Below are 19,012 nucleotides of genomic sequence, written 5' to 3'. Positions count from 1 at the left end.
CTCATGCCTGCCCGATTACCAAGGCCGCATTGGCACCGCCAAAACCAAAGCTCAGATTCAGCGTATTTTGTAACGATGCAGAGCGATGCCCCTCACCGATGTAATCCAGATCGCATTGTGGATCGGCATTCGTCAGGTGACAGGTCGCAGGCATCACCTGATGCTGCATGGCTTGCAGGCAAATAATGGATTCAAAACTGCCCGCCGCCGCAATCAGATGCCCGGAGTAAGATTTGGTGCTGGAAAGCGGTGTGCTAAAAGCGGCTTCACCGAAGGCCAGTTTGATGGCCTGTGTTTCGTTCAGATCGTTGAGCGGCGTAGAAGTGCCATGCGCATTGATATAGTCGATATCCGCCGCCGCCAATCCCGCCTGATCCAATGCTCGCGCGATAGTCTTGACCCGGGCAAGCTTGTCTTCGGCTGGGGCAGTAAAATCGACGGCATCGGAATAATTACCGTAACCTTTGATTTCGCCAAGGATAGTTGCCCCGCGAGCCAGCGCGGCTTCCCGCTCCTCCAGGCACAAAACGGCCGCCCCTTCGGATAGCACAAAACCGTTGCGATCCAGGCTGAACGGGCAGCAGGCCTTGCGGATATCTTCCTGCTCGCTCGCCAACGCACGAAGGATGTCGATGTTCCACACTGCGGCATCGGTACGCAGCGACTCCCCGGCCCCGGCAAGCATCATGGAGGCGCGACCACTGCGGATCACCTCAAAAGCATCACCGATGGCGATCGTCCCGGTCGCACAGGCCGCAATCGGGCTGTTTTGATAACCGCGCAGGCCCCAGAACAGGCTGCACGCCGCCGTAGCCGCATTCGGCATCGACAGGAAACAGCCAAACGGTGACCCCAAACCCGTGCGCAGATAGCCTTCATAATTCATATGGGTTTCATCCTGCCCCGCCCAGCCGCTGCCCATAATCGTGCCGCACTCCAGCAGATCGTAATGGGCCGCCGGGCTGTCGCCCTGAAACGCCATGCCCATAGCCTCACGGGCCGCTGCCAACACCAGCCGGGCAAAACGCGGCAGACGGCGACGGATCGCCGCAGGAACCCCTTTCAAGCTAGGCTCCTCGTCGATCAGCCCCAGAAAACGCGACTGGATCCCGACGCTGGATTTATCGTAATAACGGTAACCTAGCTGATAATCCATGATCGCCGCCCAGCTTTGCGCTGCATTCATTCCCAGCGGCGTCACCGCCCCGTAACCGGTGACCACCACTCGGCGCGGCATTAAACCTTTATTCATGATTTCCCCTTTCCCTGTCATTGTCTTTTGCCACACCACCACCCAATGCCAGCCAGAGTTTCATGGTGGCATTGAGGTAGCCGTACTGCAGATCCGCCAGATTATTTTCAATGGTCAGCAGGGCATCTTCTGCATCCAGCAGAGTCTGGAAAGAAACGGCTCCCGCCTGGTATTGGCTAGTCGCCAGCGCTAAACGCTGCTGGCCTAGCTGCAGATTCTGCTGCTGGTTTTTTCTTTGCTGCTGATAGCCAAGCCGCTGCGTCATGGCGTTATCCACATCGGATAAGGCGCTGTAGACCGTGCTGCGAAACACAATCGCCGCCTGCCTGACATCCAGATCCGACTTTTCGATGGTCAGTTGTACGGTGTTCCATTCCACAAACGGTAAGGCAGCGTTAGCGCCCAGTGTTCTGGCCGGGTTACTGAACCACTGCTGGAAAACATGACTGGCAGCCCCGAGTGAGGCACTCAGCGAAAGCGTCGGATAAAAGCCAAGGCGGGCCACATCCGAACCTGCCAACGCCGCGCGCAGCTGGCTTTCCGCCGCTTTCACATCCGGGCGGCGGGCGATAACCTCAACCGGCAGCATCTTGGCTATCGGTACATCCTGGTGGGTGTCCAGAGAAGATCGCTCTACCTGACGATCGGTGGGCGAACGGTTGAACAGGATGGCCAACGCGTTGCGGGCCTCCTCGCGCTGTTGTTGCAACAGGCGCAGACGGTTTTCACGCTCGATCACCGATTGCTGAGCCTGCAATACATCAAGTTGCCCAGCCGCGCCTGCTGCGTAACGGGACTGCACCATGTCGAGCGTCTGCTTACTGATTTCCAGCCCGGTTTGCTGTTGCGTGATCTGCTGATTGAAGCTGGCGATCTGCCAGTAATAGCGCGCGGTATCACCGATCAATATCAGCGCGGTGTTTTGCCGATCCTGCTCCGAGGCCTCAACCTGCCACTGAGCCTGCTCTCTGGCCCGCGCCAGCTTGCCCCACAAATCCAGTTCATAGCTCAGATCCAGCGAGGTGCGGTAAGACTCCGTCGGGGTGGTATTGCTGCGCAGGTTTTTTTCATTGCTGGCGCCGCCGCTAACCGCCACGTCCGGCGTCAGGTTGGTATTCGTTAACCCCGCAGCCAGCCGCGCCTGCTGTAGCTGCAATCCGGCAATCGCCAGATCGTTGTTACTGGTCAGCACCCGACCAATCAGTGTCGAGAGCTGTGGATCGTCAAAGCTGTCCCACCAGCGTTGGCTGTGCTGTAAATAACCTGCCCCGCTCTCCTGCTGCCGCCATTCGGAGGGCACAGAAAGCATGGGCTGCTGATAGTCACTTTTGACTAATGAGCCACACCCCGTCAGCAATAAGGGGAATAGCAGTATCCAGGAAAGTTTGCCCATCATCATTCGCGTGCCAGCGCCTCCGTAGGGTGAAGGCGCGCTGCATTACGCGCTGGGAAAAAGCCAAATCCCAGGCCGATCAGCGCCGAGAATCCGCAGGCCAGCACCATCGGTGGCCAGGTAAAGATCATGGAAAACTCCTGCGTTACCCAGGAGAAAATCACCCCGGCCAGCCCGGCACCGATAATGCCAATCAGCCCACCCAGCGAACAGATCACCATCGCTTCGATCAGGAACTGGCGCATAATATCCGCAGGACGCGCCCCAACCGACAGGCGGATGCCGATCTCATGGGTTCGTTCGGTCACGGAGACCAGCATGATATTCATCACGCCAACGCCCCCCACCAGCAGGGAAATTCCGGCGATGGCGGTAATTAGCAGCGTCATGGAGTCCGACGCCTTGCGGATGGCCTGCGTCATCTGGTCATTGGTCTGGGTGAAAAAGTCACGCTGGCCATGCGCCTGCTCCAGTAATGCTTCTACCCGGCCTTGCACCTCACGCAATGAAATACCGTCATTGACCCGCAGGGTTATCGATTCGATCGGCATATTGCCGGACATACGTTCCAGCAACGCGGTGTATGGCATCCACGCCCCAAGCATCATGCCGCTGAACTTGCCGCCTTTACGCTCGGCAATACCGATCACCCGATAAGGCGTCCCCGCCAACTGGATGATCTCCCCCTCGGGCAGTTCATCCGGTTCAAACAGCGTGGCGCGCAGTTCTGGATCGATGATCACCACCGGTTCACGCTCGTCCAGATCGCGCCCGGTAAAGCCGTTGCCGGAGAGGAAATGCAGGCCCTGCACGCGAAAATACGCGTTGCTGATGCCGGAAATCGACACCATGGCCTGCTTGCCTCCCCGTACCGCTTTTACCGTATTGCTGACCAACGGCGACACGCTATCGACATAAGGTTGCTCCGCCAGCAGTTCGACATCGGACACCGTGAGCGCCCGCGCAAAATCGGGGCGGAGATTATCCCAGCCCAGTCCCGGCCGGATCTCCAGCGTACTGGTGCCCAGCTGGCTGATCTCATTGAGAATACTTTGCCTAGCCCCTTCCCCGACCGCCATGGATGACACCACCGAAGAGATACCGATGATGATGCCCAGCATCGACAGAAAGGCCCGGGCGCGGTGCCCCAACAAGGCCCGCCAGGCCATCTTGACGGCCTCTTTCACGCTTTGCCAAAACCTTGTACGGCCAGTAGCCACCGCAACCGGCAGCGCTGGCGGGGCCTCCAACGGCGCGACGGCATGATTGGCCTTATCGGAAATAATCTCACCGTCGCTGATTTCAATGATGCGCTGTGCCTGGTTGGCGATATCACGATCATGGGTCACGATAATCAGAGTGTGTCCTGCCTGGTGCAGCGCGTGCAGGATCCCCATTAACTCCTGGCCGCTGGCACGATCGAGCGCCCCCGTCGGTTCGTCAGCCAGAATGATTTCCGCCCCGTTCATCAGTGCCCGGGCAATACTGACCCGCTGTTGCTGGCCACCGGAAAGCTGGGCCGGTTTGTAATGGATACGCTGCTGCAACCCAAGCCGGGTCAGTAAATACTCGGCCCGTTGCTGACGTTCAGCCGTCGGCATCGCCGTATACAGAGCCGGGATGGCGACGTTTTCAGCGGCGCTGAGGTACGGCATCAAATGATAGCGCTGGAAAATAAATCCAATGTACTGGCTGCGTAATTGAGCCAACTGTTCGCTACTGGCCTGGAGGGTGGAAATACCCTTGATGGACATCTCCCCCTGCGTCGGCTTATCCAGGCAGCCGATAATATTCATCAGCGTGGATTTACCCGATCCGGAAGCGCCAATGATCGCCACCATTTCACCCCGCTGAATGGTGAGTGAGATAGATTTCAACACCGCCACCGTCTGCAATCCGGACACAAAATGGCGGGATACGCCGCGCAGGGCGATCAAAGGCTCATTATGTTCAGCCATGATGATCGCTTCCCGTCACCGAGGAGCTCAACACCACGCGATCTCCCTCGTTGAGCCCTTCTTTGACTTCGGCAAACTGCCGGTCATTAAGCCCAATACGGACCCAACGTAGCTCAAGCTGCTTGCCATTCATCACCTGCACCTGATAGCGGTCTGCATCCCGCTGTGCACCAAAGGCGGCAACCGGCACTCGCAGGATATTCCTGGCCTGTTCGGTGATGATAAACACCTGGGCAGTCATTGAGGTTCGTAGCAAACGCTGGGCGTTGGCGATCACAAATACGCCGTTGTAATACACCGCAGAGGCTTGTTGGCTGGAGGAAGTCGCAAGGCTGTCGTCCAGCAAGGCCTCGCCAGGCGCTTCCTGGATCGATCCCATCACACTCTCATAGCGCTTTTTCGGATCGGCAACCACGTAAAACCACAGGGGCTGCCCAACGCGAACCTTGAGGATGTCCGTTTCTGAAATACGGGTATGCACTGACATGGTATCGACATCCGCCAACACCAAAATGGTGGGTACGGTTTGAGAAGAGACAATGGTTTGCCCCTCTTTGGTGACAATCCCCAACACTTCACCATCAATCGGCGCGACAATGCGGGTAAAGCCCAGGTTGGCGCGGGCCGTTTCCAGCTCCATCTGCGCCTGAACGATTTGGGCATCATTCACCTTTAGCTGGGCGACCTGCGTCTGGAGCTGGGCCTGGGCTTTCTGCAACTCACTTTTTATGCCGGAGCCTTCGCGATCCATTCTGCGCTGCCGGGTCAGTTCCTGCTGATACTGTTTAAGCATCGCCTGAGTGACCTGTTTCTGCGCCTGCGCGCTTTGTAATGCCGCTTCTGATTTACGCAGCGCATTCTGCTGCAACGTAGGATCAATCTCCGCCAACAGTTGCCCGCGAGTGACGCGATCCCCCTGTTTCACATACAGCTTTTGCAGTTGCCCGTTGACCTGCGCCCCGACGCTGACTTGCAGCAACGGTTTAAGTACCCCGGTAGCCAGCACCGTTTTCTCAATGTCACCACGGGTAATTTCGGCAGTATTGAGGGCACCCTCTGATGTTGGCGTCATGAAATACCAGACAACCGCACCGCTCAATGCGGCCAATGCCAATACCACCATCAGCAACTTCGTCCCTGTCATTTTAATTTTCATGAGTATGCTGCCGCTGTCAGGTCTGGTTGCGATGCGAACAGGGTATCAACCTGCGCCATCCCCCCATTGTCCATGCGATAAACCCGATCAAACATCGACAGCACGCTTTCGCTGTGTGTCACGGTGATCAGCGTTTTTTGATGTTCACGGCAATGGGCAAGCAAGGTCGTCATCACCTGATGCGCCGTATTTTCATCCAGGTTGGCCGTGGGTTCATCCAGCACCAGCACCGGGCAGTTGCTGTACATTGCCCGTGCCAGCAACAGGCGTTGGCGCTGCCCCAGGGATAACCCGGCATGGCTTTCACGGATCAGGGCGTTGAGGCCACCCGGCAGTTTTTCAACGACCGAGTGCAGATTCAGCCCCTCAAGGGAACGTTTAATCCGCTGGTGTTGATGCTCATCCACGTTCTCATCAAACAGCGTGATGTTCTCTAGCACCGAGGCATTGAACAAAATATCTTCCTGACTTTGCAGGAAGAACAAGGTGTGTAGCTGCCGATAATCGACCGGTTGACCATCGACCACCACCTCACCTTGCTGCGGAGCCATCAGGCCGGTCATCACTTTCAGCAGCGTGCTTTTGCCCGTCCCCGACTCCCCGACAATGGCAATCCGTTGGCCGGGTTGCAGCGATATCGACAAATCATGCAGCACCGGCAACTGGGCATCGTAGGCAAAGACAATATGGCGAAAACTCAACCGAGAGCTGAACTGCGGGAGCGTTTTAGGTGCCGCTTCATGCTCTGAACTGGAAGGAAACAGATCCCGCGCACGGGTATCAATGACGTGCAGCTGGTTCTTTTGCAAAATGGCGTAGAATATTTTGGTGATATACGAGGTGAAAATCTCCCGCACAAAACTGTAGGCAAAAAACTCCCCCAGCGTCAGGCCCCCCTTTTTCAACAATGGCAACGCCAGCAGCATGAAAAACACCATCTCCAGGCTACCGATCAACTGATACAGGCTGCTTTTGACCTGCTCATAGATCCTCTGCTGCTGCTGGCAGGTAAACAGAGACAGCGCGTAGCGGGCAAACACGCTTTTGCGCTGGCTGTCCAGCCCAGCGGATTTGATGGTGGAAAAACCCTGAATGCTTTCCAGAATAAAATCGCTTTGCTCCGCCGTTTTTACCTGCAACTGCTGGGTGTAATAGCGATCGCGATAGATGGCCCAGATGCTGATCAATCCCATTAGCGTCACGCCAACGCCAGAGACCATCGCCAGCAGCGGGCTCATGTAACACATAACGCCTAACGCGATAGCACCGATAATCCAATCGGTACGCAGGCCGTTATCCAGCTCAATCTTGATGCCGGACGCAAGCTGCCAGTTGGAAAAGCGGCTGAACACGTCGCCCGGTGCGCGTTTGGCAAAGAAGTTGAGCGAATTACCGAGTAACCGCGAGAAACCGGCAACGCTGTTGACCACCACAAAGCGTTTGATAAACCGCTCCGTAACCCAACGCACGGCGAAGGCTAGCAGGGTAGAAACAAAAAACGCCAGCAGGAAATAGAAATACGGGAAGTCGGCGTCACCCGCCGAGGAGTAAACCTGATTGATGGCGCTGCCTACCATCGTCGGCATGATGAACAGGGTTAAGGAAATCAAAAAGGCCAGCACCATCAGCCGATAGATACCCGGCATTCTGGCGGTCTCTTTCAGGCTCATGCACTCCAGGGCTTTAAAACCCGTACTGCGCTTTTTATCAGCCTGTGCCTTTGGGTCGGGTTGTCTTTCACTGTCCAGCACCAGCGCGTAGCCGCTGATTTCCAGTTTTAATGCATCGATGGGCAACAGCTGCTGGCCTATCGCCGGGTTCATCACACAAATATAGTTGCCTTGGCGGTACGCCAACAGCACATAGTGGCTGGCACCGTAGTGTAAAATGGCAGGCAACGGCAGCTCCGCCAGCTCACCATGGTCGAAAATCACCGGGTAAGCGGGTATGGCCAGCTCAGAGAGAATGGTACATAACGTGGTCAACGAGGTGCCATGCTGCGACGCTGGATAGCGTTCACGCAAGTTCTCCAGCGGGGCATCGATGCCCTGCGTCTGCGCCAGCATGGCGATGCAGGCCAACCCACACTCATTGGTTTCACCTTGAAAAACCTGCGTCGGGATTATCTTTTCCATGATCTGACTTCTTCAATTTCCAGATTATTCATTGATAAAAAATAACGAATGCAAGTGCCATAACAGCCAGTCTTCAGGATGCCGAGCTATCGACGCTTCAATGATTTCCGGCAGCCTGGCCTTCAGGCTGCGAGCCTGAACCGGTGGCTCAATATGGATTTTGAGTTCCTGGTCGTAATACAGGTAATAAAAAACCACCTGCGCCGATAACGCCCGGGCAATGCGTATCACTCCGCTGTGCAGATTGGCAGGGCGATCAAAAAGCCGACAAGGTAGTTTTGCCGTTGCTGCCGTATTGGCATTGACGGTGTAATCGGGGGTGATATCAGGGAAGATCATGATGTTCCGCTGATGATCCGCTGCCTCCATGATCGCCGCCATCAGGTTGCCGGCAATTTCCCGGCTATCGTCATGGATCGAACAATAAGCAAGATTGACCTTTCCTAGCTGACGGACTTGTTCCTGATAGATTTCCACACTGCTGGAAACGATCACCGTTGCCTGACCAGGGAAAGCCGCGCCCCCAACCATCCCGGCCAACACATCGGAAACCATATGCAACGGAGCTAGCACCACCGGCGAACCAGCTTGATGCAAAGGCTCCACCACGGCATTCAACTGTGCTTTACAACGCTCCATCTGAGCCTGTATCTGTGGGCTTTGCCCATAGGTAGCGGCCAGATCCAATAGCCGCCGACGATAGCTCATCCCGGCAAAATCCAATTTACGGCCATCGCCAAGCAAGCACTGCTTATTGGCGGCGGCCACGAAAGCACGCCTACGCTCCCCTCGGTCTCCCAGCCGCAACCTTCTGCCCCACGCCGCCAGCACAAGAAACCAACGATAATCACCGTGCTGCAATAACCAACAGACGGCACCTCTCTGTGCTTTGCGCAAGGGCGCCAGACTACGCATCAGCGTTGCCAGGCTATTTCGCCATGCCAGATAGGCCCACACAGCAAAGAAACGCATTAGGGCTCCAGCGGTTTGTCATGCTGTAACAGCGACAACAGGTGGTCAGCAAACTCGGGGAACTCACGATCCTGCAGTGCCAACCATTTCCTGTTGACGATAAAGCTCGGCGTTGCGTCTATGTTGTAATAGCGGGAGACCTCGGTCATATAGCTCAGCAAGGCTTTCACCTGCGGGGTCTGGCTAACACGGACGTACTCCGCGGGATCGATGTTTTGCTCCTGAAGCCAGATATCACGATTTTTAGGGTTACTCAGATCGACCTTGTCCCGGATAATTGCGTCATAAGCGCTTTGACGGTGCTGCGGTTCAATGCCCATTATCGTTAACGTCGCAAACAACGAGGAAAAACTGGCCAAACCATTCATCTGCTCGTTATTGATATGCAAACGGACCAACTTGCTCCCGGCAGGCATCCGCGCTTCCAGCTTATCCAGGTTTTCTTCATTCAGGGCGCAGTAGTGGCAGCCATAAGAGAAGAGTTCGATAAGGGTATTGCCTTCTTTGATCGGACTATTATTAACCTTATTATTATCGAAAGCGATCAGGCTTTGCTGATCGTCATTAGTATTCAATACAAAATAGTGAAAATAGGCTGTCGTCATAAGTGATGAAACAATAATAACCACTAACGTATACAGGGTAATAAACAGAGGGGTTCTGAACATAAAAACTCGTCCTAAAAAGGCCTGCTAATTAGCTTTATCGTTGCGAAACAGGCTGACACGAAAAAGTCGCATCAGCACTGAAATAAACGCTGAATAAGGGTCCACGTTATCCGCCCTTACTGGACACAGGCTTGAGCGTAACTCGGACTCAACACCCCTCTATTCAAAGGTAGTAAGGACGGTGGCAGCAGGAAACCTTTACTCAGTATTACTGCTCAATAATACCGCAATTGGCCAGCGCAGTAGGTTTAGAGTCCTGGCTGATGACTTTACCGGTTTTGTCGGTACAGGTTGTTACCATATTGCACTTAAAACCAGAGGCGACATATTTGGTAGTACAGGTTTTACAGGTACCGCCGACGATTGAGTTGGCTTGAGAAACAGTAAGCTTTTTCACAACATAATCCTTATATAGTGAGTATAAATCAGCCTTGGCATTATCTATCTTGATAGAAAATAACCATGCTTAGTATAAAGACACAATAAAATATGCCTTTATTAAAGCATGCTGATTATTATTTACCACCCTGTATTTCGGGCAAGAATAGCCGATCAACAAACGCAGATCAATGAATTTATGGCTAATACGCAGAGCGCCAAAATATAAGTATAAGTGGTCGCAACCTTTCGTTATTTCGATATTTAGTAATAGGAATAAGCCAAGGTGAGCGACTCAAAATTTACGCAAAATAAAATGCAGGCCAGATAAATCCCGCGAGTTTATTACCCTGATTTTATTATGGGCGTAGAGTGACAGTTAACAGCACGCAGGCCAAATGACCAAAATCAGGGACAGTCAGCGGGAAGGGAAACGACATGAGGGTAGCATTCAAAGCAAAACAGAAGATGTCTCTTGACCAGAAGATCCGATCAAGAGACAAACAGGCAAGGAAACACGCTAGGCTTGGCTAAGCTTAAGCGCCAATCTTGGCCCAGGTGTCACGCAGGCCTACGGTGCGGTTAAACACCAAACGATCGGCCGTAGAATGGCGGCTGTCGGCGCAGAAATAGCCTTCACGCTCGAACTGGTAGGCTTTCTCCGGCTGGGCAGTTGCCAGGCTTGGCTCAACAAAGCCTTGCTTGATAATCAGCGATTCCGGGTTGATGGTGGCGAGGAAGTCCTCTGCCGCCGCCGGGTTAGCCACGCTGAACAGACGATCGTACAGGCGAATTTCTGCCGGTAAGGCGTGTGCAGCAGACACCCAGTGGATCACGCCTTTCACCTTGCGGCCATCGGCAGGATCTTTGCTCAGCGTATCGGGATCGTAGGTGCAGAAAATGGTGGTGATTTCACCCTCTGCATCCTTCTCTACGCGTTCAGCCTTGATCACATACGCATTGCGCAGGCGCACTTCTTTGCCCAGCACCAGACGTTTGTACTGCTTGTTGGCTTCTTCACGGAAGTCTGCACGATCGATATACACTTCGCGGCTGAACGGCACTTCACGGCTGCCCATCTCCGGCTGGTTCGGGTGATTAGGCATGGTCACCATTTCCACGTCTTGCGACATGTTCTCGATGATCACCTTCACCGGATCCAGCACGGCCATGGCGCGCGGTGCGTGCTCATTCAGATCGTCACGAATACAGGACTCCAGCGCCATCATCTCGACGTTATTGTCCTGTTTGGTGACGCCGATACGCTGGCAGAACTCGCGAATGGAGGCGGCCGTATAGCCACGACGACGCAGGCCGGACACGGTTGGCATACGTGGGTCATCCCAGCCTTCAACGATCTTCTCGGTCACCAGCTGGCTCAGCTTACGCTTGGACATGATGGCGTATTCGAGATTCAGGCGTGAGAACTCGTACTGACGCGGATGGCAAGGGATGGTGATGTTATCCAGCACCCAGTCGTACAGACGGCGGTTATCCTGGAACTCCAGGGTACACAGCGAATGGGTGATCCCTTCCAGCGCATCGGAAATGCAGTGGGTGAAATCGTACATCGGGTAGATGCACCATTTGTTCCCGGTCTGGTGGTGTTCCGCAAACTTGATGCGGTAGATCACCGGATCGCGCATCACGATAAACGGCGAGGCCATATCGATCTTGGCGCGCAGGCAAGCGGTACCCTCGGCAAACTCGCCGTTACGCATCTTCTCAAACAGCGCCAGGTTCTCTTCAACCGTGCGGGTACGGTACGGGCTGTCTTTGCCCGGAGCCGTCAGCGAGCCACGGTATTCACGGATTTGCTCGGGAGAAAGCTCGTCAACATAGGCCAGGCCTTTGTTGATCAGCTCAACCGCATACTGGTGCAGTTGATCGAAATAGTCCGAGGAATAACGAACGTCGCCGCTCCAGGTAAAGCCTAACCACTCCACATCGTGCTTGATGGAGTCGACAAATTCGATGTCTTCTTTTACCGGGTTGGTGTCATCGAAACGCAGGTTACATTGGCCCTGATAATCCTTGGCGATGCCAAAGTTCAGGCAAATGGACTTGGCATGGCCGATATGCAGATAGCCATTAGGCTCCGGTGGGAAACGTGTATGAACCGACGTATGCTTCCCTGATGCCAGATCTTCATCAATGATCTGACGGATAAAATTGGTTGGGCGGGCTTCTGCCTCACTCATGTCACTATTCCTCAAATGCAAAGCGCTACACATATAACCTTCTATGTTCCAATAAGCCGCGCCCAGAAACAACCGTTATTCGTCAAGTTCCCGTGCTGCAAAAACAAAAAAAGCGGGAAAAGATCGCTCTTTTCCCGCTGATACTGCTTACCGCCCGTTTAACGCCCGGGCGGAGCCAGGGTTAAACCCAACTTATTTCTGGATCTCAAACAACTTGGTTTGACCAGCAACCACATTGCCGGTTGCCAGCGCCGTCAGGCCAGCATAGTCGTCAGCATTGCTGACCACTACCGGGCTGATCATCGAGCGCGCGTTGGCGTTCAGGTATTCCAGATCCATTTCCAGGATAGGTTGGCCTGCTTTCACCTCAGCACCCTCTTCCACCAGGCGTTTGAAGCCCTGACCGTTCAGCGCCACGGTGTCGATACCCATGTGCACGACGATCTCCGCGCCCTTGTCTGTTTCCAGGCAGAAAGCGTGGTTGGTGTTGAAGATCTTCACCACGGTGCCATCAGCTGGCGCCACGACGGTTTTATCGGTTGGGCGAATAGCCACACCGTCACCGACCGCTTTGCTGGCGAAGGCTTCGTCCGGCACCTGATCCAGAGCCACCACTTCACCGGTTACCGGCGCCACCAGCGCTTCCAACACGGTTTTAGCAACGTTAGGAACAGCCTGCGGTTTAACTTCTGCCGCAGCGGCTGCGGCGGCTGGAGCAGAGGCTGCCGCTACCGGGCCTGCTGCAATCACTTTAGTCATCGCACTGGCAATCAGTTCGGCACGAGTCCCGACAATCACCTGCACGCTTTGCTTGTTCAGACGGATCACGCCAGAAGCACCCAGGCGTTTAGCCAGAGCATCGTTCACCAACGCAGAATCTTTGACGTTCAAACGCAGACGGGTGATACAGGCATCAATCCCGGTCAGGTTGTCAGAACCCCCGATGGCGCTCACATAGCGACGAGCCAGGGTAGTGGTTTCATCTTCGTTTTTACCCGCAGCGGTATCCACGTCATAACCGTCGGTTTCGTCACCGGCAACCGCCAGTTCACGGCCTGGGGTCATCAGGTTGAATTTTTTGATGGTGAAGCGGAACACCACGTAGTAAATAGCGAAGAACACCAGGCCTTGCGGGATCAGCATGTACCAGTGAGTCGCCAGTGGGTTACGCGTTGACAACGCCATATCCACCAGACCGGCACTGAAGCCAAAACCGGCAATCCACTGCATGCTGGCCGCGATGAACACGGAGATACCGGTCAGAATGGCGTGGATCACATACAGCACAGGCGCAACGAACATGAAGGAGAATTCCAGCGGCTCGGTGATCCCGGTGAAGAAGGCAGCAAACGCCCCCGCCATCATGATACCCAACACTTTCGCTTTGTTCTCAGGACGCGCGCAGTGGTAGATGGCCAGTGCTGCACCTGGCAGACCGAACATCATGATTGGGAAGAAGCCTGCCTGGTAACGGCCGGTGATACCGACAGTGGCTTTACCCGCTTCGATAGACTGCGAGCCACCCAGGAAGTTAGGAATATCGTTAATACCGGCAACGTCAAACCAGAATACCGAGTTCAGCGCATGGTGCAGACCGACCGGAATCAACAGACGGTTGAAGAAAGCGTAGATACCGGCACCGGCAGAGCCGAGCTTTTGGATCTGTTCACCGAAGCTGACCAGACCGTTGAACACCACCGGCCAGATGTACATCAGGATGAAGGCAACCAGGATCATCAGGAAGGAGATCAGGATTGGCACCAGACGGCGGCCGCTGAAGAATGACAGCGCTTTCGGCAGTTCAACACCGCTGAAACGGTTGTAGACTTCGGCAGAAATGATACCCACCAGGATACCCACGAACTGGTTCTCAATTTTGCCAAAGGCGGCTGGAACCTGATCGAGAGGGATCTTCTGAATCATTGACACGGCGGCAGGTGAACACAGCGTGGTCACTACCAGGAAGCCGACAAAACCGGTCAGTGCAGCAGCACCGTCTTTGTCTTTGGACATACCGTAAGCCACACCAATGGCGAACAGGACCGACATATGATCGATAATGGCCGCACCAGATTTGATGAACAAGGCTGCCAGAGCATTGTCCCCACCCCAGCTAACCGGGTCAATCCAGTAGCCGACACCCATCAGGATGGCCGCGGCAGGCAGTGTGGCTACCGGAACCATCAAGGCCCGACCCACCTTTTGTAAATAACTAAGAATGTTCACCTTTTCCCCCTATTCGTCCGATGCCGGACCCTATTGGCAGTTTATTGAGATAACTCACTACCTTTTTAGAAATAACGCTTGGCACGTATCACTCATGCGGAGTGTAAAAAAATTATTTCGTATCGCAAATTAAAACCTCCTTTTTTGTGACAAATGTCACCAAAAAGTAGTGTTAAACTGCCACATTGCTAGCCATCGCACAAAACTTATTTTATCATTCAAAAAATCAACGAGCAGTAATCCCGAATACCCGCTTCACAAAGCTGAGTTACGCTTTAAGCTACGGTTGTTGCCCGTACCAGTATAGACACAGTTTATTCTACCTAGAGGTGTACGATGAGACTTATCCCACTACAAGACACTACTCAAGTCGGCAAATGGGCCGCGCGCCATATCGTTCAGCGTATCAACGCCTTCAAACCGACCGCAGATCGCCCGTTCGTCCTTGGCCTGCCAACCGGTGGCACCCCGCTGGAAGCCTACAAACACCTGATCGCGATGCACAAAGCCGGTGAAGTCAGCTTCAAGCACGTCGTGACCTTCAACATGGACGAGTATGTTGGCCTGCCGCAGGAACACCCGGAAAGCTACCACACCTTCATGTACCGTAACTTCTTCGACCACGTTGATATCCCACGTGAAAATATCAACCTGCTGAACGGCAACGCACCAGACGTTGACGAAGAGTGCCGTCAGTACGAAGCCAAGATGAAATCCTACGGTAAAGTTAACCTGTTCATGGGCGGCGTAGGCTTCGATGGCCACATTGCGTTCAACGAACCAGCCTCTTCACTGGCTTCACGCACCCGTATCAAAACGCTGACCGAAGAGACCCGCATCGCCAACTCCCGCTTCTTCGACGGTGACGTGAGCCAGGTGCCAAAATATGCCCTGACCGTTGGCGTAGGTACCCTGCTGGATGCGGAAGAAGTGATGATCCTGGTCACCGGCCGTGGCAAGGCACAGGCGCTGGAAGCCGCAGTGGAAGGCAGCATCAACCACCTGTGGACCATCAGTTGCCTGCAGCTGCATGCCAAAGCCGTGGTAGTTTGTGACGAACCGTCCACCATGGAACTGAAGGTGAAAACCGTTAAGTATTTCCGCGAGTTGGAAGCGGAAAGCGTTAATAGTCTTTAATTTTTTGCAGGGGGCTACATGTTCGCTTTAACCCAATGCCGGATTTTTACCGGCCACGACGTGCTTGATGACCATGCGGTAGTGATTGCTGATGGCCTGATTGAACGAGTCTGCCCACTGGCCGAGCTGCCAGCAGGCATCGAAACGCGCGATCTGGGTGGCGCCATCCTAGCCCCCGGTTTTATCGACGTGCAGCTTAACGGCTGCGGCGGCGTGCAGTTTAACGACTCACTGGAAGCCATCTCGGAAACCACGCTGGAAATCATGCAGCATGCCAACGAGAAATCCGGCTGTACCAGCTATCTGCCAACGCTGATCACCTGCAGCGACGATTATATGAAGCACGGCATCAACGTGATGCGCGCTTATCTGAAGAACCATCCCAATCAGGCCCTTGGCCTGCATCTGGAAGGGCCGTACCTGAGCCTGGAGAAGAAAGGCACCCACAACCCGGCGTTTATCCGCAAGCCTACCAGCGAGATGATCGACTACCTGTGTGCCAATGCCGACGTGATCAGCAAAGTGACCCTGGCGCCAGAAATGGTGGAACCACACTTTATCAAACAGCTGAGCGACGCCGGGATCGTGGTGTCCGCAGGCCACTCCAACGCCACTTACGATCAGGCACGCGTGGGTTTCGCCGCAGGCATTACCTTCGCCACCCATCTGTACAATGCCATGCCGTACATCAGTGGCCGCGAGCCGGGCCTGATGGGCGCGATCTTCGACACGCCAGAAGTGTATACCGGCATCATTGCCGATGGGCACCACGTGGCCTGGGCGAGTATCCGTAACGCCAAGCGGGTAAAAGGTGATAAATTGGTGCTGGTCACCGATGCTACTGCACCAGCAGGCGCGGATATCGATCAGTTTATTTTCGCGGGTAAAACCATTTATTATCGTGACGGCCTGTGCGTTGACGAAAACGGCACACTGAGCGGTTCCGCACTGACCATGATCGAAGCGGTGCAGAACAGCGTAGAGCATGTCGGTATCGCACTGGACGAAGCGCTGCGTATGGCAACGCTCTACCCGGCTCGCGCTATCGGTGTCGAACAGCGTTTAGGCACCATCGAAGCAGGCAAGGTCGCCAACCTGACCGCCTTTACCCGTGATTACCAAATCACCAAGACCCTCGTTAACGGCAACGAGGTTTAATCCATGAACAGCGAGTAGAATTATTGATGAGCACTGGCGGACAAGCACAAATAGGGAATGTTGACTTAGTTAAGCAACTTAACGGCGCAGCAGTATATCGCCTGATCGACCAGCAAGGCCCGATCTCGCGCATTCAGATTGCCGAACTCAGCCAGCTAGCCCCCGCCAGCGTCACTAAAATTACTCGCCAACTGTTGGAGCGCGGGCTGATCAAAGAGGTCGATCAGCAAGCCTCCACCGGTGGCCGCCGTGCCATTTCCATTGTCAGTGAAACCCGCAATTTCCACACCGTTGCCGTCCGCCTGGGCCGCCATGATGCCACCATCACCCTGTACGATATGGGCGGTAAGTCGCTCGGCGAGGAGCACTACCCTCTGCCGGAACGCACCCAGGAGACACTGGAAAACGCACTGCTCAACGCCATTGCGCAGTTTATCGAAAGCTACCAGCGCAAACTGCGCGAACTGATCGCCATTGCCGTGATCCTGCCCGGCCTGGTCGATCCGGCTTTAGGTGTAGTGCGCTATATGCCGCACATCAGCGTCGATAACTGGGCGTTGGTCGAAAGTCTGCAGCAACGCTTCAACGTCACCAGTTTTGTCGGCCACGATATCCGCAGCCTGGCCTTGGCGGAGCACTACTTCGGGGCTACCCGGGATTGTGAAGACTCCATTCTGGTGCGCCTGCACCGGGGCACCGGGGCCGGGATCATCGTCAACGGCAAAATCTTCCTCGGCAATAACGGCAACGTGGGGGAGATTGGTCATATTCAAATCGATCCCCTCGGCGAGCGCTGCCACTGCGGTAACTTCGGCTGCCTGGAAACCGTGGCGGCCAACGCTGCTATCGAACAACGCGTACGCCACCTGCTGAGTCAGGGCTACCCAAGCAAAATGACGCTGGAAGACTGTAGCATTGCCGCCATCTGCAAAGCCGCCAATCGCGGAGATTTGCTGGCCAGCGAAGTGATCGAACACGTTGGCCGCTATCTGGGCAAGGCGGTAGCCATCGCCATCAACCTGTTCAACCCGCAAAAAGTGGTGATCGCCGGTGAAATCACCGAAGCGGACAAAGTGCTGTTACCCGCCATCCAAAGCTGCATCAACACCCAGGTGCTGAAGGATTTCCGCAGAAACCTGCCGGTGGTCACTTCCGAACTCAATCATCGTTCAGCGATCGGCGCTTTTGCCCTGGCAAAACGGGCAATGCTCAACGGTGTACTTCTCCAACGGCTGTTAGAAAGTTAAACTGCCTGTTTGGCAGGGATGCACTTCTGGCTTTTTTGCCCTGCCGTTTATCATGAGACCAGCAACAATGACTATCAAAAACGTGATATGTGACATCGACGGCGTGCTGCTGCATGACAATACCCCGATCCCTGGAGCCGATCTGTTCCTGGCTCGTATTCAGGAGCAGGGAATGCCGCTGGTGGTGCTAACCAACTACCCATCGCAAACCGCCCAGGACCTGGCCAACCGCTTTGCCGCCGCTGGCCTGGACGTGCCAGAAAGCGCTTTTTATACCTCAGCGATGGCGACGGCCGATTTCCTGCGCCGCCAGGAAGGTAAAAAAGCCTATGTGGTGGGCGAAGGCGCACTGATCCACGAACTCTACAAAGCCGGCTTTACCATCACCGATATCAACCCGGATTTCGTGATCGTGGGTGAGACCCGTTCCTACAACTGGGACATGATGCATAAAGCGGCCTTCTTCGTGAACAACGGGGCACGCTTTATTGCCACCAACCCGGATACCCATGGCCATGGTTTCACACCGGCCTGTGGGGCTTTGTGTGCGCCGATCGAGAAGATCACCGGCCGTAAGCCGTTTTATGTCGGCAAGCCTAGCCCGTGGATTATCCGCGCCGCGCTGAACAAGATGCAGGCACATTCGGAAGAGACGGTGATTGTCGGGGACAACCTGCGCACCGATATCCTGGCTGGCTTCCAGGCCGGGTTGGAAACCGTGCTGGTGCTGTCTGGTGTCTCAAACCTGGACGATGTTGAATCCATGCCGTTCCGCCCGAGCCATATCTTCCCTTCCGTGGCGGATATCACCATTTTTTAAGCCGCAAGCAATGGCCCCTCACCCTAACCCTCTCCCACAGGGAGAGGGGACCGATCCAGTTCGCTGATGTTTTGGCGTTCTTCCCTCAGTAGCAAAGGTTCGCCTTAAACATCCCCCTTATTGCAGATCAAACTTCTGCACGTGACAACGACTCTGCGCTGGCTCCCTCTCCCTGTGGGAGAGGGTTGGGGTGAGGGGAAACATCGATCATCAAAATGTCTGAAAATTTATCTCGCCCTCGCCTCATTCGGTAATAAATTAGATATTCGTCAATTTTTACCGCTAAAAAATGCATATCCGCTAATTTTAGC

14 protein-coding genes are annotated in these 19,012 nt (G+C 54.7%); 4 read left to right on the top strand and 10 right to left on the bottom strand.

Annotation, left to right across the window (positions count from 1 at the left end):
* Position 1 precedes the first annotated feature (1 nt).
* The 10 genes from KGP17_RS07375 to nagE all read right to left on the bottom strand — a co-directional run bounded on the left by KGP17_RS07375 (position 2) and on the right by nagE (position 14,339).
* Complete coding sequence (locus tag KGP17_RS07375) at positions 2–1,252, bottom strand: beta-ketoacyl-[acyl-carrier-protein] synthase family protein (protein ID WP_179248209.1); 1,251 nt, start codon at positions 1,250–1,252, stop codon at positions 2–4.
* Positions 1,245–2,651 (bottom strand): efflux transporter outer membrane subunit, encoded by a 1,407-nt coding sequence (locus tag KGP17_RS07370; RefSeq protein ID WP_223499108.1) that lies wholly within the window; start codon positions 2,649–2,651, stop codon positions 1,245–1,247. The genes KGP17_RS07375 and KGP17_RS07370 overlap by 8 nt, the downstream gene beginning before the upstream one ends.
* Positions 2,648–4,603, bottom strand: a complete 1,956-nt coding sequence (locus KGP17_RS07365) for an ABC transporter permease (RefSeq protein WP_223499107.1) — start codon at positions 4,601–4,603, stop codon at positions 2,648–2,650. The genes KGP17_RS07370 and KGP17_RS07365 overlap by 4 nt, the downstream gene beginning before the upstream one ends.
* Positions 4,596–5,747: an efflux RND transporter periplasmic adaptor subunit gene (locus tag KGP17_RS07360; protein ID WP_094982727.1), complete on the bottom strand. Its 1,152-nt coding sequence runs from the start codon at positions 5,745–5,747 to the stop codon at positions 4,596–4,598. The genes KGP17_RS07365 and KGP17_RS07360 overlap by 8 nt, the downstream gene beginning before the upstream one ends.
* 8 nt (positions 5,748–5,755) lie before the next feature.
* Positions 5,756–7,894, bottom strand: a complete 2,139-nt coding sequence (locus KGP17_RS07355; RefSeq protein ID WP_223499106.1) for a peptidase domain-containing ABC transporter — start codon at positions 7,892–7,894, stop codon at positions 5,756–5,758.
* A gap of 24 nt (positions 7,895–7,918) precedes the next feature.
* The gene (locus KGP17_RS07350; protein ID WP_223499105.1) at positions 7,919–8,866 is read right to left on the bottom strand and encodes an ABC transporter; all 948 of its coding nucleotides are present in this window, start codon (positions 8,864–8,866) and stop codon (positions 7,919–7,921) included.
* The gene (locus KGP17_RS07345) at positions 8,866–9,534 is read right to left on the bottom strand and encodes a thioredoxin domain-containing protein (protein WP_179250926.1); all 669 of its coding nucleotides are present in this window, start codon (positions 9,532–9,534) and stop codon (positions 8,866–8,868) included. Before KGP17_RS07345 ends, KGP17_RS07350 begins: the two co-directional genes overlap by 1 nt.
* A 208-nt stretch (positions 9,535–9,742) precedes the next feature.
* On the bottom strand, positions 9,743–9,931 hold the full coding sequence (locus KGP17_RS07340; RefSeq protein WP_021805314.1) for a DUF4762 family protein: 189 nt from the start codon (positions 9,929–9,931) through the stop codon (positions 9,743–9,745).
* Positions 9,932–10,448: 517 nt separating this feature from the next.
* On the bottom strand, positions 10,449–12,113 hold the full coding sequence (gene glnS, locus KGP17_RS07335) for a glutamine--tRNA ligase (RefSeq protein WP_021805315.1): 1,665 nt from the start codon (positions 12,111–12,113) through the stop codon (positions 10,449–10,451).
* 192 nt (positions 12,114–12,305) lie between these two features.
* A complete protein-coding gene (nagE, locus tag KGP17_RS07330; RefSeq protein ID WP_037375135.1) occupies positions 12,306–14,339 on the bottom strand; it encodes an N-acetylglucosamine-specific PTS transporter subunit IIBC in 2,034 nt (677 codons plus the stop codon).
* Between the two features lie 336 nt (positions 14,340–14,675).
* On the opposite strand from nagE, the gene nagB reads away from it, so the two are divergent.
* From nagB to KGP17_RS07310, 4 genes are all read left to right on the top strand, one after another.
* Entirely contained in the window at positions 14,676–15,476 is an 801-nt protein-coding gene (gene nagB / locus KGP17_RS07325) for a glucosamine-6-phosphate deaminase (protein WP_021805317.1), read from the top strand.
* 18 nt (positions 15,477–15,494) lie between these two features.
* Entirely contained in the window at positions 15,495–16,634 is a 1,140-nt protein-coding gene (gene nagA / locus KGP17_RS07320; protein WP_094982651.1) for an N-acetylglucosamine-6-phosphate deacetylase, read from the top strand.
* A 26-nt stretch (positions 16,635–16,660) separates the two neighbouring features.
* Positions 16,661–17,881 carry an N-acetylglucosamine repressor gene (locus tag KGP17_RS07315; protein ID WP_147281002.1) on the top strand — a complete coding sequence of 407 codons (1,221 nt, stop codon included), beginning with the start codon at positions 16,661–16,663 and terminating at the stop codon, positions 17,879–17,881.
* Positions 17,882–17,948: 67 nt separating this feature from the next.
* A complete protein-coding gene (locus tag KGP17_RS07310) occupies positions 17,949–18,701 on the top strand; it encodes an HAD-IIA family hydrolase (RefSeq protein ID WP_021805320.1) in 753 nt (250 codons plus the stop codon).
* The last annotated feature ends 311 nt before the right edge of the window (positions 18,702–19,012 follow it).

It is taken from the genome of Serratia sp. JSRIV001, assembly GCF_019968745.1.
GTDB lineage: Bacteria > Pseudomonadota > Gammaproteobacteria > Enterobacterales > Enterobacteriaceae > Chania > Chania fonticola_B.
This window is presented reverse-complemented; position numbering and strand designations above follow the sequence as displayed.

What these genes read in the sequence shown, in the direction of transcription:
- KGP17_RS07375 (WP_179248209.1), bottom strand. Translation starts at nt 1,252, where the DNA reads ATGAATAAAGGTTTAATGCCGCGCCGAGTGGTGGTCACCGGTTACGGG.
- KGP17_RS07370 (WP_223499108.1), bottom strand. Translation starts at nt 2,651, where the DNA reads ATGATGATGGGCAAACTTTCCTGGATACTGCTATTCCCCTTATTGCTG.
- KGP17_RS07365 (WP_223499107.1), bottom strand. Translation starts at nt 4,603, where the DNA reads ATGGCTGAACATAATGAGCCTTTGATCGCCCTGCGCGGCGTATCCCGC.
- KGP17_RS07360 (WP_094982727.1), bottom strand. Translation starts at nt 5,747, where the DNA reads ATGACAGGGACGAAGTTGCTGATGGTGGTATTGGCATTGGCCGCATTG.
- KGP17_RS07355 (WP_223499106.1), bottom strand. Translation starts at nt 7,894, where the DNA reads ATGGAAAAGATAATCCCGACGCAGGTTTTTCAAGGTGAAACCAATGAG.
- KGP17_RS07350 (WP_223499105.1), bottom strand. Translation starts at nt 8,866, where the DNA reads ATGCGTTTCTTTGCTGTGTGGGCCTATCTGGCATGGCGAAATAGCCTG.
- KGP17_RS07345 (WP_179250926.1), bottom strand. Translation starts at nt 9,534, where the DNA reads ATGTTCAGAACCCCTCTGTTTATTACCCTGTATACGTTAGTGGTTATT.
- glnS (WP_021805315.1), bottom strand. Translation starts at nt 12,113, where the DNA reads ATGAGTGAGGCAGAAGCCCGCCCAACCAATTTTATCCGTCAGATCATT.
- nagB (WP_021805317.1), top strand. Translation starts at nt 14,676, where the DNA reads ATGAGACTTATCCCACTACAAGACACTACTCAAGTCGGCAAATGGGCC.
- nagA (WP_094982651.1), top strand. Translation starts at nt 15,495, where the DNA reads ATGTTCGCTTTAACCCAATGCCGGATTTTTACCGGCCACGACGTGCTT.
- KGP17_RS07315 (WP_147281002.1), top strand. Translation starts at nt 16,661, where the DNA reads ATGAGCACTGGCGGACAAGCACAAATAGGGAATGTTGACTTAGTTAAG.
- KGP17_RS07310 (WP_021805320.1), top strand. Translation starts at nt 17,949, where the DNA reads ATGACTATCAAAAACGTGATATGTGACATCGACGGCGTGCTGCTGCAT.